Source organism: Stenotrophomonas sp. AN71, assembly GCF_050435725.1.
In the GTDB taxonomy this organism is placed as follows: Bacteria; Pseudomonadota; Gammaproteobacteria; order Xanthomonadales; family Xanthomonadaceae; genus Stenotrophomonas.
Window position 1 is genome coordinate 156227 of the sequence record NZ_JBNDKU010000007.1, and the last position, 26111, is coordinate 182337.

The 26111-nt window shown below is 67.0% G+C and carries 21 protein-coding genes and 1 tRNA gene; 18 read left to right on the forward strand and 4 right to left on the reverse strand.

What is annotated here, in order from left to right:
* Positions 1 to 44: 44 nt before the first annotated feature.
* A complete protein-coding gene (locus tag ABH900_RS12915) occupies positions 45 to 932 on the reverse strand; it encodes a LysR family transcriptional regulator (RefSeq protein WP_429623307.1) in 888 nt (295 codons plus the stop codon).
* Between the two features lie 96 nt (positions 933 to 1028).
* Here ABH900_RS12915 and trpB point away from each other — a divergent pair, with 96 nt between their 5' ends.
* From trpB to ABH900_RS12965, 10 genes are all read left to right on the forward strand, one after another.
* Entirely contained in the window at positions 1029 to 2246 is a 1218-nt protein-coding gene (gene trpB / locus ABH900_RS12920; protein ID WP_429623309.1) for a tryptophan synthase subunit beta, read from the forward strand.
* Positions 2243 to 2929 (forward strand): hypothetical protein, encoded by a 687-nt coding sequence (locus tag ABH900_RS12925; protein WP_429623310.1) that lies wholly within the window; start codon positions 2243 to 2245, stop codon positions 2927 to 2929. The genes trpB and ABH900_RS12925 overlap by 4 nt, the downstream gene beginning before the upstream one ends.
* A 1-nt stretch (position 2930) precedes the next feature.
* Positions 2931 to 3740: a tryptophan synthase subunit alpha gene (gene trpA, locus ABH900_RS12930; RefSeq protein WP_429623311.1), complete on the forward strand. Its 810-nt coding sequence runs from the start codon at positions 2931 to 2933 to the stop codon at positions 3738 to 3740.
* A gap of 206 nt (positions 3741 to 3946) precedes the next feature.
* Complete coding sequence (gene accD / locus ABH900_RS12935) at positions 3947 to 4822, forward strand: acetyl-CoA carboxylase, carboxyltransferase subunit beta (protein WP_197581990.1); 876 nt, start codon at positions 3947 to 3949, stop codon at positions 4820 to 4822.
* Entirely contained in the window at positions 4822 to 6183 is a 1362-nt protein-coding gene (glmM, locus tag ABH900_RS12940; RefSeq protein ID WP_429623313.1) for a phosphoglucosamine mutase, read from the forward strand. The genes accD and glmM overlap by 1 nt, the downstream gene beginning before the upstream one ends.
* Positions 6184 to 6467: 284 nt before the next feature.
* The gene (locus ABH900_RS12945; protein WP_429623315.1) at positions 6468 to 6950 is read left to right on the forward strand and encodes an RcnB family protein; all 483 of its coding nucleotides are present in this window, start codon (positions 6468 to 6470) and stop codon (positions 6948 to 6950) included.
* Positions 6951 to 7153: 203 nt separating this feature from the next.
* On the forward strand, positions 7154 to 8305 hold the full coding sequence (locus ABH900_RS12950; RefSeq protein WP_429623317.1) for an efflux RND transporter periplasmic adaptor subunit: 1152 nt from the start codon (positions 7154 to 7156) through the stop codon (positions 8303 to 8305).
* Positions 8305 to 11427: an efflux RND transporter permease subunit gene (locus ABH900_RS12955; protein WP_429623319.1), complete on the forward strand. Its 3123-nt coding sequence runs from the start codon at positions 8305 to 8307 to the stop codon at positions 11425 to 11427. Before ABH900_RS12950 ends, ABH900_RS12955 begins: the two co-directional genes overlap by 1 nt.
* Positions 11424 to 14627 carry an efflux RND transporter permease subunit gene (locus tag ABH900_RS12960; RefSeq protein WP_429623320.1) on the forward strand — a complete coding sequence of 1068 codons (3204 nt, stop codon included), beginning with the start codon at positions 11424 to 11426 and terminating at the stop codon, positions 14625 to 14627. Before ABH900_RS12955 ends, ABH900_RS12960 begins: the two co-directional genes overlap by 4 nt.
* Positions 14624 to 16075, forward strand: coding sequence for an efflux transporter outer membrane subunit (locus tag ABH900_RS12965; protein WP_429623322.1), 1452 nt, complete (start codon positions 14624 to 14626; stop codon positions 16073 to 16075). The genes ABH900_RS12960 and ABH900_RS12965 overlap by 4 nt, the downstream gene beginning before the upstream one ends.
* On the opposite strand, the gene ABH900_RS12970 is transcribed toward ABH900_RS12965, so the two are convergent.
* The 3 genes from ABH900_RS12970 to ABH900_RS12980 are packed head-to-tail and all read right to left on the reverse strand — an operon-like array spanning position 16038 to position 19937.
* Positions 16038 to 16895, reverse strand: a complete 858-nt coding sequence (locus tag ABH900_RS12970) for a polysaccharide deacetylase family protein (RefSeq protein ID WP_429623324.1) — start codon at positions 16893 to 16895, stop codon at positions 16038 to 16040. The genes ABH900_RS12965 and ABH900_RS12970 overlap by 38 nt on opposite strands.
* Positions 16888 to 18033, reverse strand: a complete 1146-nt coding sequence (locus ABH900_RS12975; RefSeq protein ID WP_429623325.1) for a glycosyltransferase family 4 protein — start codon at positions 18031 to 18033, stop codon at positions 16888 to 16890. The genes ABH900_RS12970 and ABH900_RS12975 overlap by 8 nt, the downstream gene beginning before the upstream one ends.
* 20 nt (positions 18034 to 18053) lie before the next feature.
* A complete protein-coding gene (locus ABH900_RS12980; RefSeq protein ID WP_429623326.1) occupies positions 18054 to 19937 on the reverse strand; it encodes a DUF3413 domain-containing protein in 1884 nt (627 codons plus the stop codon).
* A gap of 197 nt (positions 19938 to 20134) precedes the next feature.
* Between ABH900_RS12980 and ABH900_RS12985 the strand changes: the two genes are divergently transcribed.
* The 8 genes from ABH900_RS12985 to ABH900_RS13020 all read left to right on the forward strand — a co-directional run bounded on the left by ABH900_RS12985 (position 20135) and on the right by ABH900_RS13020 (position 26065).
* Complete coding sequence (locus ABH900_RS12985) at positions 20135 to 21070, forward strand: isopenicillin N synthase family dioxygenase (protein WP_429623328.1); 936 nt, start codon at positions 20135 to 20137, stop codon at positions 21068 to 21070.
* Positions 21071 to 21603: 533 nt separating this feature from the next.
* The gene (tpiA, locus tag ABH900_RS12990; protein ID WP_429623329.1) at positions 21604 to 22359 is read left to right on the forward strand and encodes a triose-phosphate isomerase; all 756 of its coding nucleotides are present in this window, start codon (positions 21604 to 21606) and stop codon (positions 22357 to 22359) included.
* Positions 22360 to 22391: 32 nt separating this feature from the next.
* Positions 22392 to 22829 carry a preprotein translocase subunit SecG gene (gene secG, locus ABH900_RS12995; protein WP_429623330.1) on the forward strand — a complete coding sequence of 146 codons (438 nt, stop codon included), beginning with the start codon at positions 22392 to 22394 and terminating at the stop codon, positions 22827 to 22829.
* 51 nt (positions 22830 to 22880) lie between these two features.
* A tRNA-Leu gene (locus tag ABH900_RS13000) sits at positions 22881 to 22965 on the forward strand.
* 111 nt (positions 22966 to 23076) lie between these two features.
* Positions 23077 to 23433 (forward strand): NADH-quinone oxidoreductase subunit A, encoded by a 357-nt coding sequence (locus ABH900_RS13005; RefSeq protein WP_005414075.1) that lies wholly within the window; start codon positions 23077 to 23079, stop codon positions 23431 to 23433.
* Positions 23424 to 23978: a NuoB/complex I 20 kDa subunit family protein gene (locus ABH900_RS13010; protein WP_197580418.1), complete on the forward strand. Its 555-nt coding sequence runs from the start codon at positions 23424 to 23426 to the stop codon at positions 23976 to 23978. The genes ABH900_RS13005 and ABH900_RS13010 overlap by 10 nt, the downstream gene beginning before the upstream one ends.
* 33 nt (positions 23979 to 24011) lie before the next feature.
* Complete coding sequence (locus tag ABH900_RS13015) at positions 24012 to 24761, forward strand: NADH-quinone oxidoreductase subunit C (RefSeq protein ID WP_429623331.1); 750 nt, start codon at positions 24012 to 24014, stop codon at positions 24759 to 24761.
* Positions 24758 to 26065: an NADH-quinone oxidoreductase subunit D gene (locus ABH900_RS13020; RefSeq protein WP_429623332.1), complete on the forward strand. Its 1308-nt coding sequence runs from the start codon at positions 24758 to 24760 to the stop codon at positions 26063 to 26065. The genes ABH900_RS13015 and ABH900_RS13020 overlap by 4 nt, the downstream gene beginning before the upstream one ends.
* Positions 26066 to 26111 lie beyond the last annotated feature (46 nt).

Genomic DNA, 26111 nt, shown 5'->3' on the forward strand with positions numbered 1-26111 from the left:
CCGCCCGGATGGCCGGCCGGTGCGCACCCGCGCGGCGACGCGGGTTACTGCAGTTGCGTTGCGGCCCAGTCGGCCAGTGCTTCCACCCGCGGATCCAGCCGGCCCTCCGGCCACGCCAGCACCCAGAGGCCACCGGTGGCGGCAAATCCCCAGGGCGCGACCAGCCGCCCCGCCGCCAGGTCTTCGGCCACCAGCGGTTCCGGCGCGATCGCCGGGCCAAGCCCGGCAACGGCGGCCTCCAGCAGGTAGTACAGGTGCTCGAAGGCGGTGCCCAGCTGCAGCGTCGAGGTGTCCAGTCCATGTGCCTGCGCCCAGGCCGGCCACGCCTGCGGTCGTGAGCTGGTATGCAGCAGCGTCTCCTGCAGCAGAGCTGATGGCGGCCGATGGCGCAGCCGCTGTGCCGCCGGATGCGACGGCGCCACCACCACGCCGACCCGTTCCGGTGCCAACTCACGGACCTGCCATCCGCGTGGCCACGGCCCTTGCGCCAGCAGCAGCACCGCGTCCAACGCCGCCTGCGCGTCGGTGAAGCTGCCATCCAGTGCAGACCACTGCAGGCGCACGCCGGGCAGGGCGGTCTGCAGCGCCGGCAGGCGCGGGATCATCCAGCGTGCCAGCACGCTGCCACTGCAGCCCAGCACCAGTGCCGCAGATCCCGTCGGCCGCCGCAACTCACGTACGCAGTCCTCGATGCCGGCGAAGGCCTCGCTGCACGCTGCCTGCAGCCGGGTGCCGGCGGCGGTGAGGCGCAGGCCCCGGCCGGCACGCTGGAACAGCGCCAGGCCCAGATGGTCTTCCAGCAACTTCAACTGCCGGCTGACCGCACCGTGGGTGACGTGCAGGTCCTGGGCGGCGCGGCCGACGCCGCCCAGGCGGGCCGTGGCTTCGAAGGCACGCAGTGCGTTGAGCGGCGGGAGCTGGGACGTGCTCATGTGAGTTTTCCTGACGATATGCGCCAGATAATATCCATTTTCCGGTCACGACCCGTGCGCTAGAGTATCCACCTGTCTGAACCACCGGTCGTATCCATGTCTGCCTCTCCCATTTCCGACTACCACGCCTTCCCGGATGCCCAGGGCCACTTCGGCCGCTACGGCGGCAGTTTCGTTGCCGAAACCCTGGTGGGCCCGCTGCAGGAACTGGCCCAGGCCTATGACCAGGCCCGCCAGGACCCGGAATTCCAGGCCGCCTATGACCGCGATCTGGCCCATTACGTGGGCCGGCCGAGCCCGATCTACCACGCCCAGCGCCTGAGCGACCATGTCGGCGGTGCGCAGATCCTGCTCAAGCGCGAGGACCTGAACCATACCGGCGCGCACAAGATCAACAACACCATCGGCCAGGCCCTGCTGGCCGCGCGGATGGGCAAGAAGCGCATCATCGCCGAGACCGGTGCCGGCCAGCATGGTGTGGCCAGCGCCACCGTCGCGGCCCGGCTGGGCCTGGAATGCGTGGTGTACATGGGCGCCACCGACATCGAGCGGCAGAAGATCAATGTCTATCGCATGAAGCTGCTCGGCGCGACGGTGGTGCCGGTCACGTCCGGCTCGGCCACGCTGAAGGACGCGCTCAACGAAGCGATGCGCGACTGGGTGACCAACGTGCAGGACACCTTCTACATCATCGGCACCGTCGCCGGCCCGGATCCTTACCCGCGCATGGTGCGCGACTTCAACGCCATCGTCGGCCGCGAAGCCCGCGAGCAGATGCTGGCCGAGTACGGCCGGCTGCCCGATGCGATCACCGCCTGCGTCGGCGGCGGCAGCAATGCGATCGGCCTGTTCCATGCCTTCCTCAATGATCGCCAGGTCGAGATCGTCGGTGCCGAAGCGGCCGGTGATGGCATCCACACCGGTCGCCACGCCGCGTCGATCGCCGCCGGCCGCCCGGGCGTGCTGCATGGCAACCGCACCTATGTGCTGTGCGACGACGATGGCCAGATCATCGAGACCCACTCGGTGTCGGCCGGTCTGGACTATCCGGGCGTCGGCCCGGAGCACGCCTTCCTGGCCGATTCCGGCCGTGCACGCTACCTCGGTATCACCGACGAGGAGGCCCTGCAGGCGTTCCATCTGCTGGCACATACCGAGGGCATCCTGCCGGCGCTGGAATCCAGCCACGCCCTGGCCCAGGCGATCAAGCTGGCGCGTGGACGCCCGCGTGACCAGATCGTGCTGTGCAACCTGTCCGGCCGTGGCGACAAGGATGTGCATACCATCGCCGCGCGCGAGGGGCTGGTGCTGTGAATTACGTGCTGCGCCATGGTGGCGCGCTGGTGCTGGCGGTGGGGTTGGGGGGCTGCACGCCTCCCGATCCACCCGTGCTGGCGCCTGCGCCGGCAGCGCCCGCGGCCATCGCACCGGCGCAGCATCCGGCCAGCAACGACGACATGGCCCACCGCCCGATCGACGACGCACCGGAGGCCGTTGCGGCTGCAGCGGCCGATGTGGACAGCGCTCCGTCCGTGGTCTCGGTGGCGCTGGACCATGCCGGCGAGGTGCTGATCGGCCAACCGTTCAGCGAAGTGCAGGCGGACGGCCACTGGCATTCGGCGGGGCTGCACGAGGCCACGCAGGGGCGCTGCGAGTATTACGAGCGCGGCACGCTGCCGGAAGGCGTGGCGATGATGGTGCAGGACGGCGACGTGGTGCGCTTCGACCTGGCCCCCATCGATGATTCCGGCCAAGTGGTGGTCCAGCCGGGGCCGTTCGGCCTGCGCCTGGACATGCCACGGGCGCAGGCACTGCGGCAGCTCCCGCGTGGTGCCACCGCGCAGCCCTATGGCAATGATCCGGAAGCCGGCGAGACCCTGCTCTGGCAGGACCCGGGCTCGGATCTGGCAATCCGCGTGGAGATCGTCGATGGCGTTGTATCGAGAATGTACTGGGGCGCCAGTGGCGCTGTTGATCTGATTGAAGGATGTACCTGACATGTCCGTTGAGCGTATCGATGCCTGTTTCGCCCGCCTGCGTGCCGCTGGCCGCAAGGCGCTGATTCCGTTCGTCACCGCCGGTGATCCGTCGCTGGAGGCCACCGTGCCGGTCATGCATGCGCTGGTCGATGCCGGCGCCGACGTGATCGAACTGGGCGTGCCGTTCTCCGACCCGATGGCCGATGGTCCGACCATCCAACGCAGCTCCGAGCGGGCACTGGCACGGGGCGCAGGAAGCCGCTATGTGCTGCAGTCGGTGGCGCAGTTCCGCGAGCGCGACACGCAGACTCCGGTGGTGCTGATGGGCTACCTGAACCCGGTGGAGATCCACGGCTACTCGGCATTCGCCAGGGATGCGGTCGACGCGGGCGTGGATGGCGTGCTGCTGGTCGACCTGCCGCCGGAAGAAGCTGGTGAAGCGCTGCAGGCCTTCGACGCGGCTGGCCTGGCGCTGGTCCTGCTGGCCTCGCCGACCACCAGCGAAGCACGCGCCGACAAGTTGCTGGCGCTGGCCCGTGGCTATCTCTATTACGTCAGTTTCGCCGGCGTCACCGGCGCCTCCGAGCGCCTGGACAGCGCCGCTGCCAGCGCACGGCTGCAGGCATTGCGCGAGCGGGCCTCGGTGCCGGTGGTGGCGGGCTTCGGCATCAAGGATGCCGCCAGTGCCGCCGCCATGGCCCGCCAGGCGGACGGCGTGGTGGTCGGCAGCGCGCTGGTGGCGGCACTGGCCGAAGCGGGCTCGGCCGACGACGCGGCCCAGCGTGCGCGGGCCTTCCTCGCCCCGCTGCGGCAGGCGCTGGACGCCTGACGGTAGCGCTGGGCCATGCCCGGCGATGCGTCAGGCAGGGACATCCGCCGGGCATGGCCCGGCGTTTCCTGCCCTAAACGTACGTCCCAGCATGGTTTTTTCCCGGCCGTCGCGGGGCCGACAAGGGGTGCACGGGCGGGGAAAGCGGAGCTAGACTGTCCGCCTTTGCGGCCCCTGGGCCGCCCTGAACGGAAGTGTCCTCCCGCATGAGTTGGCTCAGCAAGTTGATGCCGTCCGGCATCCGCACCGACAACACCCCCAGCAAGAAGCGCAGTGTCCCCGAGGGCCTGTGGGAAAAGTGCAGCAGCTGCGGCAGCGCGCTGTACCGGCCGGAGCTGGAAGAGAATCTGGAAGTCTGCCCGAAGTGCGGTCATCACATGGCGATCCGCGCCCGCGCGCGCCTGGCCGCGTTGTTCGACGCCGACAGCACCACCGAGATCGGTGCGCGCCTGGGGCCGACCGATCTGCTCAAGTTCAAGGACCAGAAGAAGTACAGCGAGCGCATCAAGATCGCGCAGAAGAACACCGGTGAATATGATGCGCTGATCGCCATGCGCGGCCTGCTCAAGGGCCGCGCGCTGGTGGCGTCGTCGTTCGATTTCGCCTTCATGGGCGGCTCGATGGGCTCGGTGGTCGGTGAGCGCTTCGCGCTGGCCGCCGAAACCGCGGTCGAGATCGGTGCGCCCTACGTGTGCTTCTCGCAGAGTGGCGGCGCACGCATGCAGGAGGGCCTGTTCTCGCTGATGCAGATGGCCAAGACCTCGGCCGCGCTGGGCAAGCTGCGTGAAGCCGGCCTGCCGTACATCTCGGTGCTGACCCACCCGACCACCGGTGGCGTGTCGGCGTCGTTTGCGATGCTGGGCGACATCAACATCGCCGAGCCGCAGGCGCTGATCGGCTTCGCCGGCCCGCGCGTGATCGAGCAGACCGTGCGCGAGAAGCTGCCGGAAGGCTTCCAGCGCTCGGAGTTCCTGCTCGAGCACGGTGCCATCGACCAGATCTGCGATCGCCGCGAACTGCGCGACCGCCTGTCCGATCTGCTGGCGATGCTGGGCCGGCAGCCGGCGCCGGAGGTGGCTTGATGGGAGGCCGCAAATACTTCGGTACTGATGGCATCCGCGGGCGGGTTGGCCAGGGCGTGATCTCGGCCGACTTCGTACTGCGCCTGGGCAATGCCCTGGGCCGTGTCCTGGTCGCCCAGCGTGGCCAGGACGGGCGCCGGCCGATCGTGGTGATCGGCAAGGACACCCGCATTTCCGGTTATATGTTCGAAGCGGCACTGGAAGCCGGCCTGGTGGCCGCCGGTGCCGACGTGCAGCTGCTGGGGCCGATGCCGACCCCGGCGGTCGCGTTCCTGACCCGGACGCTGGGCGTGGATGCCGGTATCGTCATCAGTGCCTCGCACAACCCGCATTACGACAACGGCATCAAGTTCTTCTCCGCCCAGGGCGAGAAGCTCGACGATGCCACCGAGCTGGCGTTGGAGGCGGCGCTGGACGTGCCGTTCACCACCGCCGAATCGGAGAAGCTGGGCAAGGCCTCGCGCGCGCGCGAAGCGGTGGGCCGTTACATCGAATTCTGCAAGGCCAGCGTGCCGCGCGCGTTCGATCTGCGGGGCGTGCGCCTGGTGCTCGATTGCGCACACGGTGCCACCTACCAGATCGCGCCGCTGTTGTTCCGCGAACTGGGGGCCGAAGTGATCGGCATCGGTGCCGAGCCCAACGGCGTCAACATCAACGCCGGGGTCGGTTCCACCCATATCGACAATCTGGCGGCCAAGGTCCGTGAGACCCGTGCCGATCTCGGCATCGCCTTCGATGGTGACGGCGACCGCGTGCTGATGGCCGATGACCAGGGCAACCCGGTCGATGGTGATGATCTGCTCTACATCCTGGCGCGCGCATGGAAGGCCGAAGGCCGCCTGCGCGGCCCGGTGGTCGGCACCTTGATGAGCAACTATGGCGTCGAGAAGGCCTTCGCCGACCTGCAGATTCCGTTCGAGCGCAGCAATGTCGGCGATCGTTACGTGCACCAGGCGCTGATCGAAGGCGGTGGCGTGCTCGGTGGCGAAGCCTCCGGCCATCTGCTGTGCCTGGACCGGGCCACCACCGGTGACGGCATTGTCAGCGCCCTGCAGGTGCTGGTGGCGCTGCGCAACAGCGGACAGACCCTGCGACAGGCGTTGAAGGGGTTGCTGCGGGTACCGCAGAAGACGGTCAATGTGCGGCTGGGCAATGTCTCGGCCAAGGCCACTGTGCAGGCTGACAGCGTGCAGGCCGCACTGGCCGTGGCTCAGCAGTCGGTGGCCGGTCGAGGCCGCGCGTTCCTGCGTCCGTCCGGTACCGAGCCGGTGGTGCGGGTCACGGTCGAAGCCGATGATGCGGCGCTGATGCAGGACACGCTCGATCGTCTGTCCGCTGCCGTGCGTGAAGCGGCCGCCTGATCCGGGCGGCGCTGCAGGCAGGAACCCCGACATGGCCGCGAAAGCGGCCATGTCGCTTTTCGCATGCCTGGAGCACGGCGCCAGGCTGAATCATCTGATACCCGCATCGCACTTGAAGAGGGTGTTCAGCTGGCGCTGGCCGCTTGCTGACACCGGCTACACGCGCCGGGGGGTATTCCCGCAGTCAGGATCCACGGCGTTTCCCATCATCGGTGTTGGGCCGGGGATCGGGTCGGAGCAACAGTGCTTCTTCCATCCATGTTTCAAGGACAAGGACAAGGGTCATGAACACTTCACTGCGCCTCAGCCGCTATCTGCTGGGAGGGGCGTTGGTGGTCCTGCCGCTGCTGGGCGGCATCTCCACCGCCAGCGCCGAACGCCATCCGGGAGGCGGACCGCACATGGGCGCGGTCCGCGAGGAACCGATGCGCTCACCACTGGGCTATACCCGCATGGAACGACCGCGCGAAGTTACCAATGCGCGCCCGCAGTTCCGTGATGAGTACCGGCACAATTTCCGTGCCGACCATGGCTTCCGCATCGGCCCGTACCATCCGCCGGTCGGCTTCCAGTACCGCCGCTGGCACTACGGCGAGATCCTGCCGCGGCCGTTCTGGGTCGGTGACTACATCCTCAACGATTTCTGGTTGTTCGATCTGGACTTCCCGCCGATGGGCTACGAGTGGGTGCGCTTCGGTCCGGATGCACTGCTGATCAACACCGGCAACGGCGAGATCGTGCAGACCGTCTACGGTCGCTTCATCTGATGCCCGCGACCATCGCAGGCGCGCCTGGCCTGCGTTGACCGTCCACCGCTCGTAAAGGCAACAGGCTGTTCCATCCCGCGCCTTCCCGGCCACCACCGGGGAGGCGTGGGTGTGCCAGGGGATACCGGCAGTGGAGAGTGCCAATGCAAGCAGAGGTGACGCCGCCTGCGACGCGGCGAGGCAGCAGGAACGTGTGGACGTGGGTGCTGGTGGTCGTTGTGGCGGTGGCGATCGCGCTGCTGGCCCGATGGCTGGCTGGCCATGGCGGGGGCAGCGGCGGCGGGCGACCGACCGCATCGGTCAGCGTCGAAAAGGTCGCCCGCATGGACGTGCCGGTAACGATCACCGCGATCGGTACCGTCACCCCGCTGGCCACCGCCACGGTGCGCTCGCAACAGGCCGGCGTGCTCGGGCGCATCCTGTTCCGCGAGGGACAGCCGGTGCAACAGGGGCAGGTGCTGGCCGAGGTCGATCCGCGGCCGTTCCAGGCAGCACTGGCCCAGGCGCGTGCAGACCAGCTGCGTGACCAGGCACAGTTGGCCGCGGCCAAGGTTGATCTGGCGCGCTACCGCACGCTGCTCGCGCAGGACTCGATCGCCAGCCAGCAGGTCGATACCCAGGCCGCCTTGGTACGCCAGCTGCAGGGCACGGTACAGGCGGATGCAGCGGCAGTGCAGACTGCCGAAATCAATCTGGGCTATACCTCCATCCGCAGCCCGGTGACCGGCGTGGTCGGCCTGCGCCTGACCGACATCGGCAACTACGTCACCGCGCAGGATGCCACCGGCATTGCCGTGGTCACCCAGCAGGATCCGATCGACATCGCCTTTTCCATTCCGCAGGGCCAGCTTGGCCTGCTGGGGGCGCGCGGCGACATGCAGGGCGACGACCTCGTAGTGCAGGCCCTGGCCCAGGAGGGGGGCGCGTTGCTGGCCGAGGGCCGGCTGCAGGCGCTGGACAACGTGATCGATACCAGCACCGGCACGGTCAAGGCCAAGGCACGTTTCGCCAATCCGGATGGAAAGCTGTTCCCGAACCAGTTCGTGAACGCAGTACTGCAGGTACGCAGCCTGCCGCAGGCGATGGTGGTACCGGTCAGCGCGGTGCGCCATGGCACGCCGGGCGATTTCGTGTTCGTGCTGCAGCCGGGGCAGAAGGTCCGCATGCAGGTGGTCACCACCGGCCCAATGGTGGGCCAGAAGGTGGCCATCCTCGGCGGCCTGAAAGGTGACGAGTCGGTGGTTACCGCCGGTGCGGACGGTCTGCAGGATGGTTCCCAGGTGCGGGTGGGAGGCGGCGCACCCGGCGCCGGCAGCAGCAAGGCGCCGAGCCAGCACAAGAAGAGCACACCTTGATGGACGGCGCGGCGGAGACCGCAGCGGACACCGCCGGAGGGCCCTCGCGTCCGTTCATCCTGCGCCCGGTGGCGACCACCCTGATGATGGTGGCGATGCTGCTGGCCGGCCTCATCGCCTGCTTCAACCTGCCGCTGTCAGCGCTGCCCGAAGTGGACTACCCGACCATCCAGGTCACCACCCTGTATCCGGGCGGCAGCCCGGAGGTGATGGCGCTGACGGTGACCGCGCCGCTGGAGCGCCAGTTCGGGCAGATGCCGGGGCTGGCACGGATGACGTCCAGCAGTTCCTCGGGTGCCTCGGTGGTCACGCTGCAGTTCAACCTGGATCTCGATCTGGATGTGGCCGAGCAGGAGGTGCAGGCGGCCATCAATGCGGCCACCACCCTGCTGCCCACCGACCTGCCCGCCCCGCCGATCTATGCCAAGGTCAATCCGGCCGATGCGCCGATCCTGTCGCTGGCGGTGACCTCGCCGACGCGCACGCTGGGCGAAATGGAGGCGATCGTCGAGCGCCAGTTCGCCAACCGTATCGGCCAGGTCAGCGGGGTGGGCCTGGTCTCGGTGTCAGGCGGTCAGCGTCCGGCGGTGCGCATCCAGGCCAACATGGCCGCACTCGCCTCGCGCGGTCTATCGCTGGAGAGCATCCGCACCGCGATCGGCAATGCCAACGTCAACGCGGCCAAGGGGAGTTTTGATGGGCCGAGCAAGAGCTGGACCATCGATGCCAACGATCAGCTGGCCAGTGCGGATCAATACGCCGTGCTGGTGGTGGCTTACCAGAATGGCGCTGCGGTGCGCCTGCGCGATGTCGCCAACGTGGTCAGCTCCACGGAGAACACCCGGCTGCGTTCGTGGATGAACCGCGAGCCAGCGATCATCCTGGATGTGCAGCGCCAGCCGGGTGCCAATGTCATCGCGACCGTGGACGCCATCCGCCAGGCACTGCCCGGTCTGGAGGCCCAGTTGCCGGCCGATGTGCATGTCACCCTGCTCAGCGACCGTACCGAAGGCATCCGCGCCTCGGTCTCGGATGTGTGCTTCGAGCTGGTGATGGCCGTGTTGCTGGTGACGCTGGCGATCTTCATGTTCCTTGGCTCGTGGCGCGCCACGCTGATCGCCTCGATCGCGGTACCGCTGTCGCTGATGGGCGCGTTCGCGCCGATGTGGGCGATGGGGTTCTCGATCAACAACCTGACCCTGATGGCGCTGACCATTGCCTCCGGCTTCGTCGTCGACGATGCCATCGTGGTGCTGGAGAACATTTCCCGCCACGTCGAGAACGGCATGCGCCCGTTCCAGGCAGCGTTGAAGGGCGCGGGGGAAATCGGCTTCACCATCGTGTCGCTGACGGTCAGCCTGATCGCGGTGCTGATCCCGCTGCTGTTCATGGGCGATATCGTCGGTCGCCTGTTCCGCGAATTCGCGGTGTCACTGGCAGCGACCATCCTGTTGTCGGCGGTGGTGGCGCTGACCCTGGTGCCGATGCTGGCCGCACGCTGGTTGCGTCCACCGCAGCACGAACGTCCGTCACGGATCAGCCAATGGACAGTGCAGCGTTTCGAGAAGCTCACTGCGCTCTACGCGCGCGGCCTGGACTGGGTGATCGGTCACGCACGGCTGACCCTGCTGGCGTTCGTCGCCACCCTTGGCCTGACCGCGCTGCTGTTTTCCGTGGTGCCGCGCAACCTGTTTCCCGAGCAGGATACCGGCCAGATCGCGGCGACCACGCTGGCCACGCAGGACCTCAGTTTCGCCGCGATGAGCGAGCTTCAGCAGCAGGTGGCAGCGGCCCTGCTGGACGATCCGGCAGTGGCCAGCCTGTCCTCCAGCATCGGCGTGGACGGGCAGAATCCAGCGCTGAAGCAGGGACGGTTGTCGATCAACCTCACCCCGATCGGGCAGCGCTCGAGCCTGGACGAGGTGCTGTCGCGGTTGCGCCAGCGCACCGATGGCATCGCCGGCGTGCGCCTGTTCCTGCAGCCGGTGCAGGACCTGGTGATCGACACCGAACCCGGTATCACCGGCTACCGGCTGGTCCTGCAGGGCGCGGACCAGGCCCTGGTCGACCAATGGGGGCAACGGCTGGCGCAGGCGATGGACGGTCGCGGCGAGCTGCGCGATGTCACCCCGGCCAGCCTGGGCGAGGGCAGCTCGGTGATCGTGGACATCGATCGCGATGCTGCGGCGCGCCTCGGTGCCAACGCGCTGGCGGTGGACAACGCACTCTACGATGCGTTCGGTCAGCGCATCGTCTCCACCATCTACACCGCCTCCAGCCAGAACCGGGTGATCTTGGAGGCCAGTCCGGACCTGCTCACCGGTCCACAGGGCCTGCAGCATCTGTACGTGCCGGCGGGCAATACGGTGGTGCCGTTGACCGCGCTGGCCACGATCCGCAACGGCAGTGCGCCGCTGGTGATCGCCCACGAAGCCCAGTTCCCCGCGGCCAGCATCGGTTTCAACCTGGCGCCGGGCGTGTCGCTGGGGGCGGCGATGAAGGCGATTGCGCGCGTACAGCAGGACATTGCCTTGCCGGCCGCATTGAACACCCGCTACTCCGGAGCCGCCGGCGCCTTCCAGGATTCGCTGGGCAACGAGATGCTGCTGATCCTGGCCGCGGTGGTGGTGGTCTACATCGTGCTGGGCGTACTGTACGAGAGTTTCGTGCACCCGCTGACGATCCTCTCGACGCTGCCATCGGCCGGCGTCGGTGCGTTGCTGGCACTGGGTCTGAGTGGCTGGGGGTTGGGCGTGATCGGCATCATCGGCATCGTGCTGCTGATCGGCATCGTCAAGAAGAACGCGATCATGATGACCGACTACGCGCTGATGGCGATGCGCGAGGAGGGCAAGGATGCGGTGGACGCCATCCGGCAGGCCGCGTTGCTGCGCTTTCGCCCGATCATGATGACCACCTTCGCCGCACTGTTCGCTGCGCTGCCACTGATTTTCGGCAGCGGCATGGGCCACGAGCTGCGGCAGCCACTCGGTATCGCCATCGCCGGCGGCCTGATTCTCAGCCAGGCACTGACCCTGTTCACCACGCCGGTGATCTTCCTGATGTTCGAGCGTCTGCGTGAACGCCATGCACGGCCGACGGCGGCGGGGGAGCCGGGATGAACCTGTCGGCCCTCTTCATCCGGCGCCCGGTCGGTACCCTGCTGCTGGCGTTGGGGATGATGCTGGCCGGCATCGCGGCATATCCGCAGCTGTCGGTGGCACCTTTGCCGCAGATCGACTTCCCGACCATCGTGGTCCAGGCCAGCCTGCCCGGCGCCAGCCCGCAGACCATGTCGACCACCGTGGCCTCGCCACTGGAGAGGCGCCTGGGGGTGATCGCCGGTGTCAACGAGATGACCTCGCAGTCGGGCGTGGGCTCGGCACAGGTGACATTGCAGTTCGATCTGTCGCGCGACATCGACGGTGCTGCGCGTGATGTACAGGCGGCGATCAATGCCGCACGCGCGGACCTGCCCACCACGCTCAAGAGCAATCCGACCTATCGGAAGATGAACCCGGCCGACGCGCCGATCCTGATCCTGGCGCTGACTTCGGCCACGCGCACGCCTTCGGAGATCTACGACGCAGTGTCGGCCACGGTGCAGCAGCGGCTGCTGCAGGTGCAGGGAGTGGGCAACGTTGAACTGGGAGGTGCGGCGTTACCTTCGGTGCGGGTCGAGCTGGACCTGTCGGCGCTGTCGCAGTACGGCATCGCGCTGGAGGACGTGCGTACCGCATTGTCCTCGGAAAGCGCCAATCGTCCGCGCGGCGTCATCGATGGTGACGGGCGTGCGTTCCAGGTCTATTCCAATACACCGGGGCTGCATGCGGCCGACTACCGTGACGTGGCGGTGGCCTGGCGCAACGGCGCGGCGGTGCGCCTGCGCGACGTGGGTTCGGTGCGGGACGGCCCGGAGGACGTACGCACGATGGGCCTGTTCAACGGCCAGCCCTCGGTCTCGGTGATCATCTCGCGGCAGCCGGGTGCCAATATCGTCGACACCGTCGATGCGATCAAGGCGCTGCTGCCGGGCCTGCAGGCCAATCTGCCCGAGGACGTGCACCTGGCCGTAGCCAGTGATCGCACGCTGACCATCCGCGCTTCGCTGCGCGAAGTGGAAGCAACATTGGTGATCGCAACGTTGCTGGTGGTGCTGGTGGTCAGCCTGTTCCTGCGCAGCTGGCGCGCCACGCTGATCCCGGCCGTGGCGGTGGTGGCCTCGCTGCTGGGCACGTTCGCGATGATGTACCTGCTGGATTTCTCATTGGACAACCTGTCATTGATGGCGCTGACGGTCGCCACCGGCTTCGTGGTCGATGACGCGATCGTGGTGGTGGAGAACATCAGCCGACACCTCGAAGCCGGCATGCAGGCACGCGCGGCGGCGTTGCTGGGTGCCGGCGAGGTGGGCTTCACCGTGCTGTCGATCTCCACCAGCCTGATCGCGGTGTTCGTGCCGCTGATCTTCATGGGCGGCCTGATCGGGCGCATTTTCCGCGAGTTCGCCCTGACTCTGTCGATCGCGGTGGCGATCAGCCTGCTGGTGTCGTTGACGGTGACGCCGATGATGGCCTCGCTGCTGCTGGTGCCGCCAGCCCAGGGCGAGGCGCAGGGACGCCTGATGCGCACGGTGCAGCGGGGCTTTGATCGCATGCAGCAGCGGTATGTGCGCAGCCTTGACTGGGCGCTGGCCCATCGCGGCGTGATGCTGTTGTCGCTGGCCCTGGCCATCGCACTGAACGTTTACCTGATGATGGTGGCGCCGAAAGGATTCTTCCCGGCGCAGGACACCGGCGCGCTCAACGGAGGCATTCGTGCCGATCAGAGCATTTCCTTCAGTGCGCTGCGCGACGGGTTGGCGCAGGCAGTGAAGATCATCCGCGCCGATCCCGCCGTGCAGGACGTGGTCGCGTTTTCCGGTGGCAGCCGTGCCGGTGGCGGCTTCCTGTTCGTGGTGCTGGTGCCGCGCGGGCAGCGCCCGCCGGTGACCGAGGTGGTGGCACGCCTGCGGCCGAAGCTGGCCGGCATCGAAGGCGTGGCGACCACGCTCAATCCGGTGCAGGACCTCAATGTCGGCGGTCGCCAGACCACCTCGATGTATCAGTACGTGCTCAAGGCCGAGGATGCCGGCCAGCTGCAGCAGGCCTCCACCCGTCTGCTGGCGGCGTTGAAGCCGCACAGCGATGTGCTGGTCGATCTGAACGTCGACCAGCAGGATGCCGGGGCCAGTGCCTATGTCGAGGTCGATCGCGATGTGGCGGCACGGCTGGGGGTATCGATGCAGTCGGTGGACAACGCGCTCTACGATGCGTTCGGGCAACGCCAGGTGGCCAATCTGTATTCGGGCCTCAACCAGTACCATGTGGTGATGGAAGCCGCCTCGCGCTTCAATGGTTCGCCGTTGGCGCTGGCCGACATCAAGGTGCCGGCCGGTACGCTGGTCACCAGTGTGACCGGCACCACCACGCTGGCCACGACCAGCACGGTGGCGACGGCCACCAGCGCATCTGCCTTGCCCGCCCGGTACGCCGCGCCGACGCGCACGCTGGTGCCATTGTCTGCCTTCTCGCAGTGGTCCCCGCAGTCGGCACCCGCACGGCTCAACCACAGCGACGGTGAGCCCTCGGCCACGGTGTCGTTCAACCTGCCGTCCGGCGTTGCGCTGGGGCAGGCGGCACAGCTGATCGATCAGGTGCTGCAGTCGCTGCACTTCCCGGCCAGCGTGCGTGGTGAGTTCGGCGGCACCGCGCGCGTCTTCAACCAGTCGCTGGCAACGCTGCCGTTGTTGATCGTGGGCGCGCTGCTGGCGATCTATGTGGTGCTGGGCATTCTGTACGAAAGCGCGATCCATCCGTTGACCGTGATGTCGACCCTGCCGGCCGCCGGTGTCGGTGCACTGCTGGCGTTGATCGTCACCGGCAGCCAGCTGGACCTGATCGCGCTGATCGCCATCATCCTGCTGATCGGCATCGTCAAGAAGAACGCGATCATGATCGTCGACTTCGCGCTGGAGGCGCAGCGCAACCGTGGCCTGAGCGCATTGCAGGCGATCCGTGAGGCGTCGATCCTGCGGTTGCGGCCGATCCTGATGACCAGCCTGGCCGCCGGGTTGGGGGCATTGCCGCTGGCGATCGGCTTCGGGGACGGCGCCGAACTCAGGCGGCCGCTGGGCATTGCGATCATGGGCGGGTTGCTGGTCAGCCAGTTCATCACGCTGCTGACGACGCCAGTGGTGTTCCTGGCACTCGATCGATCCGGCCGGGCGCGTCGACGTGGAGAGGGCGCCTTGCCGGCGATGCCTTCAGGAGGAGTGTCATGAAACCGGGTGCTGGTCTGTCGCTGCTGCTGATCATGGGCGCATTGCCCGCCTGCTCGTTGGCACCGGCCTATCACGGCGTGCCCATGCAGGTACCGCCGGAAAAATTCAAGGAGGCCCCGGGCTGGGCGGTGGCGGTACCCTCCGACGCCGTCGGCAAGGGCCAGTGGTGGACGCTGTTCAACGACCCGGCGCTGGATGCTTTGCAGGCACGGGTGCAGGTGGACAACCAGAACGTAGCCCAGTCCCGGGCGGCCTACGCCGCCGCGCGCGCGCTGGTCCAGCAGCAGCGGGCCGCGCTGTGGCCACAGGTGACCGCGCAGGGCAGTGGCACCCGCAGTGGCGGGCAGGGCAGCGATGCCAGCGGCAATGCTGCGGGGGGGCGGCGCTATTCGGTGCAGGTCGGCGCCAGCTGGGAGCCGGACCTGTGGGGGCGGCTCGGCAACGGTGTCAGCCAGGCCAGCGCCGAGGCTGCCGCCAGTGCCGGTGACCTGGCCAATGCCACGCTGTCGGCACAGGGCGAACTGGCCATCGATTACCTGCAGTTGCGCGGGCTTGATGCGCAGCATGAGGATCTGGTACAGACCGTGCAGGGCTACCAGCGTTCGCTGGACATCACCGGCAACAAGTATGCGGTGGGTGTTGCCGGTGCCGCCGATGTCGAGCAGGCCCGCACCACGCTGGCCAACGCACAGGCCCAGCTGCGCGCACTGGAGCTGCAGCGTGCCCAGCTGGAACACGCCATCGCGGTACTGGTCGGCGAGAACCCCTCGGCCTTCCGCCTTGCCCCTGCCGATTGGAATGATCAGGTGCCGGAGATGCCTTCCAGCGTGCCGTCGCAGGTGCTGCTGCGGCGCGCCGACGTCGCCGCTGCGGAGCGCCGGGTGGCCGCAGCCAACGCCAACATCGGCATCCAACGGGCCGGTTATTTCCCGCAGTTCACCCTCAGTGGCGATCGGCAGAGCAACGCCACGGCCTGGGGGCAGTTGTTCACCGCCTCGACCAGCCTGTGGTCGTTGGGCGTCAGCGCCGTGCAGACGATTTTCGATGCGGGCGCCACCCGCGGCCGGGTCGCGCAGGCACGGGCGGAGTTCGAACAGGCGGCGGCGGTGTATCGGCAGGCCGTGCTGGGCGCGTTCCAACAGGTAGAGGACAATCTGGCGGCAATGCAGGCCTACGCCGATGTCAGCCGGTCGCGGGTACAGGCCGAAGCCGCTGCCAACCGCGCGGAGGCGATCCTGCGCAACCAGTACCGCGCAGGGACAGTCGATTACACCTCGGTGGTGGTCGCACAGGGCGCTGCCAGCGGTGCGCGGCAGGCGCGCATCCAGGCGGTGGTCGACCGGCAGACGGCCATGGTGGCGCTGGCCCAGGCCATCGGTGGCAGCTGGGCCGAGGTGCCGGCGAGGGATATTACGGCCCCGGCACCATCTTCTTCTGGCGCGCCTTGAAGCCATTGAACAGCGGCGCGATCAGCGGGTTGTAGCTCTGCGCGATGCGCTTGCGCAGCCAGCTCGCGGGGCGGTTGCGGATCGCGAAGCGATAGATGCGTTCCGGGTCGCCGCCGATCACGTTGCGGCCGAACGGATGGGTGGTGTGCAGGTAGCGGAAGCCGTGCTCGCGCGCCACTTCGACGTGGTCCTGGTCGAAGTCGCCGTACGGCCAGCACAGCGTGTCCGACACTTCGCCCAGCTTGTCCTGCAGCACATCGCGCGCGATCGCCAGGTCCTGGCTCAGGCCCGCGCGGCGCTGCGCACGGTCGAGGTCATCGCGGCGCAGCCAGCGCGTATGGGTATGGGTATGGCAGTGCACTTCGAACGTGCCGGCGGCGATCGCCGCGCGCGCCTCGCTCCAGCGCATCATCACCTCATCGCTGCGATTCTGTTCGTAGATCGCTGCTTCGCAGCCGCGATGATCCGGCGTGGCCGGCAGCGTCGCACCGGCCATGCCGGCGTGCGGACGTTCCGGGCCTTCGCCCATCCAGCCGGTCACCACGAACACCACGGCATGCATGCCGTACTTCTGCAGGATCGGGTGGGCATACACCCAGTTGTCCAGGTAACCATCGTCGAAGGTGATCACGATCGACTTGCGTGGCACCGGCCTGCCGGCCAGGAAACCGGCGTACTGATCCAGCGTCAGCGAGGTCCAGCCGTTGCCGGCCAGCCACGCGATCTGGCTTTCGAAATTTTCCGGCGACACCGTGATCATGCCCGGCGACGGGCTCACGTGATGGTGCATCAACACCGGTACGGTTCGGGCATCAGCCATGTCCCAGCTCCTTCAGCCACTGGTGGTAATAGTGTTCGGTGGTTTCGCCGTGGCCGGCGGGGCTGAAACGGTGTGCGCCATGCATCCAGTCCCAGCCGGCGCGACCCATCTGCCGGCGCCGTTCCGGATCGTCCACCAGCAGGCGCAACGCACCCGTGAGGGCTGCATTGTCACCCAACCGGGTCAGGATCGCATTGCTGCCATCAACCACCATTTCCGGAACGCCTCCAACGCGCGTGGCCACGATCGGCACACCCACATAGGCGGCCTCCAGGAATACGGTGCCGGCCGCTTCCTTGTGCGAGGCGAGGGCGAAGATGTCGAAGCCGGCCATCAGGCGGCAGGCGCCGTCCCGGTAGCCGAGCAGGTGGACCTGCTGCTGAAGTCCGTGCTCGTCGCGCAGCGCCTGCAGCCGTTCCATGACCGCCTGGCCATCGCCGATCACTACCAGGTGCAGGTTCGGATGGGTCCTGCACAACGGCACCATTGCCTGCAGCAGGTCGACATGGCCCTTGGGTTCGCGCAGCACCGCCACGCAGCCGACGACGATGTCCTGCTCACCGAAGCCGAGCTCGGCGCGCACTTCCGCGCGCACTTCCTGCAGGCGTTGCCAGGGATCTTCCAGGTGGATGTCGCTCCAGCGCGGCGGCACGGCGATCGGCGGCACGATACCGATGTGCTCGGCGGGGATGCCGCGCTCGGCCAGCAACTGCTTGACGAAGCTGCTCACGGTCAGCACCCGGTGTGGCAGGCCGGTATAGGTCAACAGCGAATTGACCGGGCTCATCAGGTGGCGCGAGCGCACCACCAGCGGCGTGCCGCCCAGGCGTGCGCCGGCGGCGGCGATCAGTGCATCGCGGCGGCTGGTGGTGTTGACCACGTCGTAGCGCTCGCGGCGCACCAGCCGCGACACCGACCAGATGCCGCGCAGCAGCCGGGCCAGCCCACCCATGCGCAGGGTGTGCACGGTGAAGCCATCATCGCGTGCCAGCGTGGCCAGCCGCGCATCGGGCTGGCACAGCAGCGACACCTCGTGGCCGCGCGCGCGCATCACCTGCATGTGGCGGAAGATGTAGATCTCCTGCCCGCCCATTCCCTTGGCGGCTTCAGTGTGCAGGATGCGCAGCGGACGGTTCATGCGGGATCGATCCTTGAGGGTCAGCGGTTGCGGAAGCGGGTCAGCGCTTCCCATGCGGTACGGACGGCAGCCGCATCGGGGGCCTGCTGCGGCAGCGGGCGGTAGTGCAGGTCCAGCGCGGTGGCGTTGCCGAACTTGTCGAACACGTAGATGGCCTCGCCATGGCGTACTGCGCGCTGCGACCAGCTTTCGACCACCAGCGCGCGCTTGCCTTGCGGCTCGGCCAGCAGATCCTGGCCCGTGCTGAAATCGGTCAACGCGTTCTCGCAACCCAGCGCGTGGCGCATCAGTGTGGGTACCCAGTCTTCGTGCGAACTGGTGCGCGACTCATGGCCGCTGGCCTGGCCCGGCCAATGCAGCACGAACGGTACCTGCAACTGGTAGTCGGAGAAGTTGCCGTTGTGGCCCCAGTAGTTCAGCTTGAGGTCGTTGAATTCCTCGGCATGGTCGCCGGTGACCAGCACGATGGTGTCCTGTTCAAGGCCCTGTGCACGCAGGTCGTCCAGCAGTGTGCCGATCAGACTGTCGGCGTAGTGCACCGCGGTGTGGTAGCGGTTGAGTTCCGGCGTGGGGTCGTGTTCCGGGCCGAACTTGAGGAAGTCGATGTCGGCCGCCATCGGCGTGGCCACCGGCGGATAGCCGGCGGGCATGTGGTACGGCGCGTGGGTGGAGTCGAGGAACACGAAGCCGAACCAGGGGTGTTGTGCCGCCTGGCTGGCACGGATGTCCTGCTGCAGCGCGCTGATGATCGCGCGGTCGCGGCCATCGGATTTCAGGTCCGACGGGCCCTGGTGCAGCTGGTCGCGCACATCGGCGAACACCGTGCGGTCGAATTCCGGGCTGTACATCGGCGCACTGCCATACAGGTGCAGGTCGTAACCCTGCTGGCCGAGCACCTGGAACAGCTGCGAGCCGCGCTGTTCGTCGAGCATGCTGGCCCAGTAGCCGCCGGGCAGGCCGTAGAGCAGCCCGAACAGACCGTAGCGGGTGGCATTGCCGGTGCTGAAATGGTGGTCGTAGACGCGTGCATTGCGTGCCAGCGACGCGGTGTTGGGCATCAGCTGCGGAGTGAGTACGTCGTGGCGCAGCGACTCCAGCACCACCATCAGCACGTTCGGCCGGTGCGGGCTCTGGCAGCGCAGCGGGTGCAGCGGATACAGCAGCTGCGCATGGCGCGGGTCGGGCAGGCCGGCATGCTGTTCGCTGACCACACCCAGGCGGCGCATGAAACCCTTGGCGGTGATCGGTTGCGCCCACGGCAGGTAATTCCACTGCGCGATCACATCACGATCGCCCCGGGCGTCGTAGTAGGCAGTGGCGACCTGGCCACCTCCCATCAGCAGCGCGACCAGCGCCCAGGCCTGCAGCACCCGGCGCCGGCGCGGTGTGGCCGGCAGCAGCTTCCAGCACGCCCAGGCCAGCAGGCCCTCGGCGGTGAAGATCGCCGCGACCAGCAGCCCGGCCTGCAGCCAGGTCTTCCAGGACAGCGCGACCTGGTCCTGCAGCGCGCCGCCGAACACCATGTTCACCACCATGGCGTTGAGGTGGAAGCGATACAGGGTGAAGACCTTGGCGTCGACCAGCAGCAGGCACAGCCACAGGCCCTGCAACAGCACGGCGGAGATGCTCAGCGTGCGCGCGCTGCGCGGCCACAGGCCGAGCAGCAGCGGCAGCACGCCGGCCAGCGCGCCGAAGGCGAGCAGGTGGCCGGGCAGGGCGATCGCCAGGTAGGTCAGCCCGGCGCCACCGCCCGGGTTGTCACGCAGCGGCACATTGCCGAGCGTGATTGCCGCCGCCAGCACCGCATTGCCCGCGACGAACAGCGACCACCAGGCCAGCCGGCGCCAGCGGCGGGCAGGTCCTTCAAGGGTGACGATGGGGGCGGAAGGTGCAGCTGCGGGCATTGGCAGGGCGGATTCAGGGAGCGCGGAGAAAGGGGAGGGCCCCGGTGCGGCGGAAGCGTTGCTCCGCGCGCGGGTCGCGCATTGTATCGGTTTGTTTCTTCGTATCGAGTGGCGTCCCCCGGGCGATCTGTCACAATGTTCATGCGGGCCATGAATGCGTTGGCCCCCTCAGACCCAACGACAAGCCAGGAACCGCTGTGAGCCAGATCCCCACCCTCGACATCACCCGTTTCGACAGCGACCGTGAGGCCTTCGTGGCCGAGCTGGGCGCGGCCTACCGCCAATGGGGATTCGCGGGCATCCGCAACCACGGTATCCCCCAGGCCGAGATCGACGCGGCCTACGGTGCCTTCAAGGACTTCTTCGCCCTGCCGGAAGAGGTCAAGCGCAAGTACCACGTGGCCGGCAGCGGCGGCGCCCGTGGCTATACCCCGTTCGGCGTGGAAACCGCCAAGGGTTCCAAGCACTTCGACCTGAAGGAGTTCTGGCACATCGGCCGTGAAATCGCCGATGACTCCCAGTACCGCGACGTGATGGCGCCGAACCTGTGGCCGACCGAGGTCGAGGGCTTCCGTGAGCGCGGCTACGGCCTGTACCAGGCGCTGGACAACCTGGGCTCGCGCGTGCTGTCGGCGCTGGCCCTGCACATTGGTCTGCCGGAAGACTTCTTCGCCGACAAGACCAACTTCGGCAACTCGATCCTGCGCCCGATCCACTACCCGCCGATCACCACCGACGACATTCCGAACGTGCGTGCCGGTGCACATGGCGACATCAATTTCATCACCCTGCTGGTCGGCGCCAGTGCCGCCGGCCTGGAAGTGCAGTCGCATGAGGGCGAGTGGGTGCCGTTCACTTCGGACGCGGACACCATCGTGGTCAACATCGGCGACATGCTGCAGCGCCTGACCAACCATGTGTATCCGTCGACCATCCATCGCGTGGTCAACCCCCCGGGCGAGCTGGCCCGCCAGCCGCGTTACTCGGTGCCGTTCTTCCTGCACCCGAACCCGGACTTCCTGATCGATGTGCTGCCCTCGTGCATCACCCCGGAGAACCCGAGCCGGTACCCGGAGCCGATCACCGCCCACGGCTTCCTCGAGGAACGCCTGCGCGAGATCAAGCTGAAGTAAAGAAAAGTGAGGCCGCCGAAAGGCGGCCTTTTTCTTTGCAGGGCTGCGCCCTGCACCCGCAGAGGCCAAAGCCAAGGCCCAAAGCCAAAGCGGCTCTGGATTCGTGCCGGTTGGGCGGGGCGGTGTGGGTTGGCAGGACACGCCGTGAACCCATCCATGGGGGCTCGATGGCGCCATCCATGGCGCCAACGGTCCTGCCAACCCACACCGTCCCACCCCTGACAGTTTCCCGGTGACGGTGGGTAAATCGCGATTTCCGGTAGGTGTCGACCTCGGTCGACACGATAGATCCACACCATGCGTGGATGAAATTTGTCAGATTGAGGTGGGGTAGGGGGTTGGTCCAACCCGGCAGCCACCCGCACGGCCAAGCCCACCAACCCACCCGGGGCCCTCCGCGACCAACCCAACCCCGACCCCCGCCACGAGGGGCCGCGCCGTTGGCTGAAAATCCATGTAACCGCTTACAAAGAAACGGATTTTTGCCGTAACGGGTATCATGATCGGCTGACTTCACACAGGAGCCACCGCTCATGCGCCGCAAGATCGTCGCCGGAAACTGGAAGCTGCATGGCAGCCGTCAATTCGCCAATGAACTGCTGGGGCAGGTGGCCGCCGGGCTGCCGCTGGACGGGGTGGATGTGGTGATCCTGCCGCCGCTGCCGTACCTGGGCGAGCTGGTCGAGGATTTCGGCGACACCGGTCTGGTATTCGGTGCCCAGGACGTCAGCAGCAACGAGAAGGGCGCCTACACCGGGGAGGTGTGTGCCGCGATGCTGCACGAGGTCGGGGCGCGCTATGGCCTGGTCGGCCATTCCGAGCGCCGCCAGTACCATCATGAGAGCAGCGAGCTGGTCGCGCGCAAGTTCGCCGCGGCCCTGCATGCCGGCCTGGTACCGGTGCTGTGCGTGGGCGAGACCCTGGAGCAGCGCGAGGCCGGGCAGACCGAGGCGGTCATCGCCAGCCAGCTGGCACCGGTGCTGGAACTGGTCGGCGCGGCGGGCTTCTCCCGGGCCGTGGTGGCCTATGAGCCGGTCTGGGCCATCGGCACCGGCCGTACCGCCAGCAAGGAGCAGGCACAGCAGGTGCACGCGTTCATCCGTGGCGAAGTCGCGCGCATCGATGCTAGAATTGCTGATTCACTGCCCATTGTTTACGGCGGTAGCGTGAAGCCCGACAATGCCGGGGAACTGTTCGCGCAGCCGGATGTCGATGGTGGGCTGGTCGGCGGTGCCTCCCTGGTGGCCGCGGACTTCCTGGCCATCGCAAGGGCGGCGGCCGCGAACTAATCCTAAGAAGTATTGTCCGAGGGCGGTTTTCAATGCTGATGTTGATCCTCAATGTCGTCTACGTGCTGGTCGCTGTGGCCATGATCGCGCTGATCCTGATGCAGCGTGGCTCGGGTGCGGCGGCGGGTTCGGGCTTTGGCGCCGGTGCCTCGGGTACGGTGTTCGGTGCGCGTGGCGCCTCGAACTTCCTGTCCAAGTCGACCAAGTGGCTGGCCGTGGTGTTCTTCGGCATCAGCCTCTTCATGGCCTGGTATGCCGGTCATGGCACCCGTCCGGCGGCAGACCAGGATCTGGGCCTGATGTCCGCTCCGGTGGCGACTGCTCCGGCGGCTCCGGCGGGCGAACTGCCGGCCGTTCCGAAGGCCGATGCGGTCCCGGCCGCCCCGGTTCCGGCCGCGAATGTGCCGGTCAAGGCGGAATCTTCGGTTTCTGGTGAAGAAAAGCCTTCGGAAGGCTCCCAGAAACACTGAAGCCGGTTACAATACGCGGCGCATCGGGAAGATAGTCTGATGTGATCGTTTGCCCAGGTGGCGGAATTGGTAGACGCACTACCTTGAGGTGGTAGCGACTTAGGTCGTAGGGGTTCGAGTCCCCTCTTGGGCACCATTTGTAAGTAAAGCGGGTTCGTCTGGCGCGCAAGGCGCCAGGCAGATTCCCGTCCACTCCCCCATGCCAAAGCGCCTGCAGGCGCAGCGGCAGAGGCAAGAGAGAATCGCTGTGCTGGCCGAATATTTGCCGTCTCTGCTGTTTCTGATCGTTGCCACCGGTATCGGCATTACGCTGATGCTGGTTGGCCGATTCCTCGGTCCCCGCCGCCCCGATCTGGAAAAGCTGTCGCCATATGAGTGCGGCTTCGAGGCCTTCGAAGACGCGCGCATGAAGTTCGACGTGCGCTACTACCTGATCGCGATCCAGTTCATCGTCTTCGACCTGGAAATCATCTTCATCGTGCCGTGGACCCAGGTCTTCATGGAACTGGGCGCCCGTTCGCTGGTCACCATGGGCCTGTTCGTCGGCATGCTGTTCCTCGGTTTCATTTACGTCTGGAAGAAGGGAGCGCTGGAATGGGAGTGATTCAGACTCTCGATGGCCTCATGAACAACCCGTCGCCGGAAGGCCGGGTGGATGACATCCTGCGGCCGGAAGGCGACAACCCGTTGCTGGAAAAGGGTTTCGTTACCACCAGCGTCGATGCACTGCTGAACTGGGCGCGCACCGGCTCGATGTGGCCGATGACCTTCGGTCTGGCCTGCTGCGCGGTCGAGATGATGCACGCCGGCGCCGCGCGCCTGGACCTTGACCGCTACGGTGTGGTGTTCCGCCCGTCGCCGCGTCAGTCCGACGTGATGATCGTGGCCGGTACCCTGGTCAACAAGATGGCTCCGGCGCTGCGCAAGGTCTATGACCAGATGCCGGACCCGAAGTGGGTCATCTCGATGGGCAGCTGTGCCAACGGCGGTGGTTACTACCACTACTCCTATTCTGTGGTGCGCGGCTGTGATCGCGTGGTGCCGGTGGACATCTACGTCCCGGGCTGCCCGCCGACCGCCGAGGCGCTGGTGTACGGGATCCTGCAGCTGCAGAAGAAGATCTGGCGTACACAGACCATCGCCCGCTGACCCCTTCACCTGACAAGAGCGCGCCAAGCCCCCATGGCAGAGCAAGCATCCTTCATCGACCGACTCTCCGCACGTTTCGCAGGTGCGAAGGTCATCGTGGTCGAACCCCGCGGCGAAGTGACGCTGGAAGTGCCTGCCGCCGAGTGGCACGCCACCGCCCTGGCGCTGCGTGACGAGTTTGGTTTCGAGCAGGCCGTGGACCTCTGCGGCGTCGACTACCTTGGCTATGGCTCCGACGAATGGGACACCGCCGACGTGTCCTCGCAGGGTTTCAGCCGTGGCGTCGAAGGCAAGGCCCAGGGCCGTTTCGCGTGGGGCGAGTTCCCCACCGAAGAAAACGGTGCCGACGGTGCCCGCCCGCAGCACATGCCGACCCAGCGTTTCGCCGTGGTCGCCCAGCTGCGTTCGTACCAGCACAATCTGATGATGCACCTGCGCTGCTTCGCCCCTGACGAAGCGCTGCCGGTGGTGTCCTCGCTGACCAATGTCTGGCCGGGCCTGAACTGGTTCGAGCGTGAAGCGTTCGACCTGTACGGCGTGATCTTCGAAGGCCACCCGGACCTGCGCCGGATCCTGACCGACTACGGTTTCGTCGGCCATCCGTTCCGCAAGGACTTCCCGCTGATCGGCAATGTCGAAGTCCGCTACGACGAAGAAAAGAAGCGCGTGGTCTACGAACCGGTCACCTCGGTGGAGCCGCGTGTCGGCGTGCCGCGCGTGATCCGTGACGACGCCCGTCTGCAGACCGCAGAAGGTGAGCGCGCGCAGGAGGCAGTGAAGTGAGTCAGTTCCATCAAGCCAGCGAAGCCTTTGCCAGCAATCCGGCCGAAGCACGGCAGGAGATCCGCAACTACACCATGAACTTCGGCCCGCAGCATCCGGCCGCGCATGGCGTGCTGCGCCTGATCCTGGAAATGGACGGCGAAACCATCATGCGTGCCGACCCGCACGTGGGCCTGCTGCATCGTGGTACCGAAAAGCTGGCCGAGTCCAAGCCGTTCAACCAGTCGATCGGCTACATGGATCGCCTGGACTACGTGTCGATGATGTGCAACGAGCACGCCTACGTGCGCTCGATCGAGACCCTGATGGGCATCGAGGCGCCGGAGCGTGCGCAGTACATCCGCACGATGTACGACGAAATCACCCGCATCCTCAACCACCTGATGTGGCTGGGCTCCAACGCGCTCGACCTGGGTGCGATGGCGGTGATGCTGTACGCCTTCCGCGAGCGCGAAGAGCTGATGGACTGCTATGAAGCGGTCTCCGGCGCGCGCATGCACGCGGCGTACTACCGTCCGGGCGGTGTCTACCGTGACCTGCCGGACCACATGCCGAAGTACAAGGAATCGCGCTGGCACAAGGGCAAGGCGCTGAAGCAGCTCAATGCTTCGCGCGAGGGCTCGCTGCTGGACTTCCTGGAGAACTTCACCAACGAGTTCCCGGGTCGTGTCGACGAATACGAGACCCTGCTGACCGACAACCGCATCTGGAAACAGCGTACGGTCGGCATCGGCGTGGTGACTCCGGAACTGGCCCACCAGTGGGGCATGACCGGCGTGATGCTGCGCGGCTCGGGCATTGCCTGGGACCTGCGCAAGAAGCGCCCGTATGCCAAGTACGATGCCGTCGATTTCGACATCCCGCTGGGCAAGGAAGGCGACTGCTACGACCGTTACCTGGTCCGCGTTGCCGAAATGCGCGAGTCCAACCGCATCATCAAGCAGTGCGTGGCCTGGCTGAAGGCCAACCCCGGCCCGGTCATGGTCAAGAACTTCAAGGTCGCTCCGCCCAAGCGCGAGGACATGAAGGACGACATGGAAGCGCTGATCCACCACTTCAAGCTGTTCAGCGAAGGCTATTGCGTGCCGGCCGGCGAGACCTACGCCGCAGTGGAAGCCCCGAAGGGTGAGTTCGGCTGCTACCTGGTCTCCGACGGCGCCAACAAGCCCTTCCGCGTGCACCTGCGCGCACCGGGCTTCGCCCACCTGTCCTCGATCGACTCGATCGTGCGCGGCCACATGCTGGCCGACGTGGTGGCGATGATCGGTACCTACGATCTGGTGTTCGGCGAGGTTGACCGGTAATGCCGTCCGCCACGCCAACGCCTGCTGCAGGCAGCCGGCGCAAGCC

What these genes read in the sequence shown, in the direction of transcription:
- ABH900_RS12960 (WP_429623320.1), top strand. Translation starts at nt 11,424, where the DNA reads ATGAACCTGTCGGCCCTCTTCATCCGGCGCCCGGTCGGTACCCTGCTG.
- ABH900_RS12975 (WP_429623325.1), bottom strand. Translation starts at nt 18,033, where the DNA reads ATGAACCGTCCGCTGCGCATCCTGCACACTGAAGCCGCCAAGGGAATG.
- trpB (WP_429623309.1), top strand. Translation starts at nt 1,029, where the DNA reads ATGTCTGCCTCTCCCATTTCCGACTACCACGCCTTCCCGGATGCCCAG.
- secG (WP_429623330.1), top strand. Translation starts at nt 22,392, where the DNA reads ATGCTGATGTTGATCCTCAATGTCGTCTACGTGCTGGTCGCTGTGGCC.
- trpA (WP_429623311.1), top strand. Translation starts at nt 2,931, where the DNA reads ATGTCCGTTGAGCGTATCGATGCCTGTTTCGCCCGCCTGCGTGCCGCT.
- ABH900_RS13015 (WP_429623331.1), top strand. Translation starts at nt 24,012, where the DNA reads ATGGCAGAGCAAGCATCCTTCATCGACCGACTCTCCGCACGTTTCGCA.
- glmM (WP_429623313.1), top strand. Translation starts at nt 4,822, where the DNA reads ATGGGAGGCCGCAAATACTTCGGTACTGATGGCATCCGCGGGCGGGTT.
- accD (WP_197581990.1), top strand. Translation starts at nt 3,947, where the DNA reads ATGAGTTGGCTCAGCAAGTTGATGCCGTCCGGCATCCGCACCGACAAC.
- ABH900_RS12955 (WP_429623319.1), top strand. Translation starts at nt 8,305, where the DNA reads ATGGACGGCGCGGCGGAGACCGCAGCGGACACCGCCGGAGGGCCCTCG.
- ABH900_RS12945 (WP_429623315.1), top strand. Translation starts at nt 6,468, where the DNA reads ATGAACACTTCACTGCGCCTCAGCCGCTATCTGCTGGGAGGGGCGTTG.
- ABH900_RS12965 (WP_429623322.1), top strand. Translation starts at nt 14,624, where the DNA reads ATGAAACCGGGTGCTGGTCTGTCGCTGCTGCTGATCATGGGCGCATTG.
- tpiA (WP_429623329.1), top strand. Translation starts at nt 21,604, where the DNA reads ATGCGCCGCAAGATCGTCGCCGGAAACTGGAAGCTGCATGGCAGCCGT.
- ABH900_RS12980 (WP_429623326.1), bottom strand. Translation starts at nt 19,937, where the DNA reads ATGCCCGCAGCTGCACCTTCCGCCCCCATCGTCACCCTTGAAGGACCT.
- ABH900_RS12915 (WP_429623307.1), bottom strand. Translation starts at nt 932, where the DNA reads ATGAGCACGTCCCAGCTCCCGCCGCTCAACGCACTGCGTGCCTTCGAA.
- ABH900_RS12970 (WP_429623324.1), bottom strand. Translation starts at nt 16,895, where the DNA reads ATGGCTGATGCCCGAACCGTACCGGTGTTGATGCACCATCACGTGAGC.
- ABH900_RS13010 (WP_197580418.1), top strand. Translation starts at nt 23,424, where the DNA reads ATGGGAGTGATTCAGACTCTCGATGGCCTCATGAACAACCCGTCGCCG.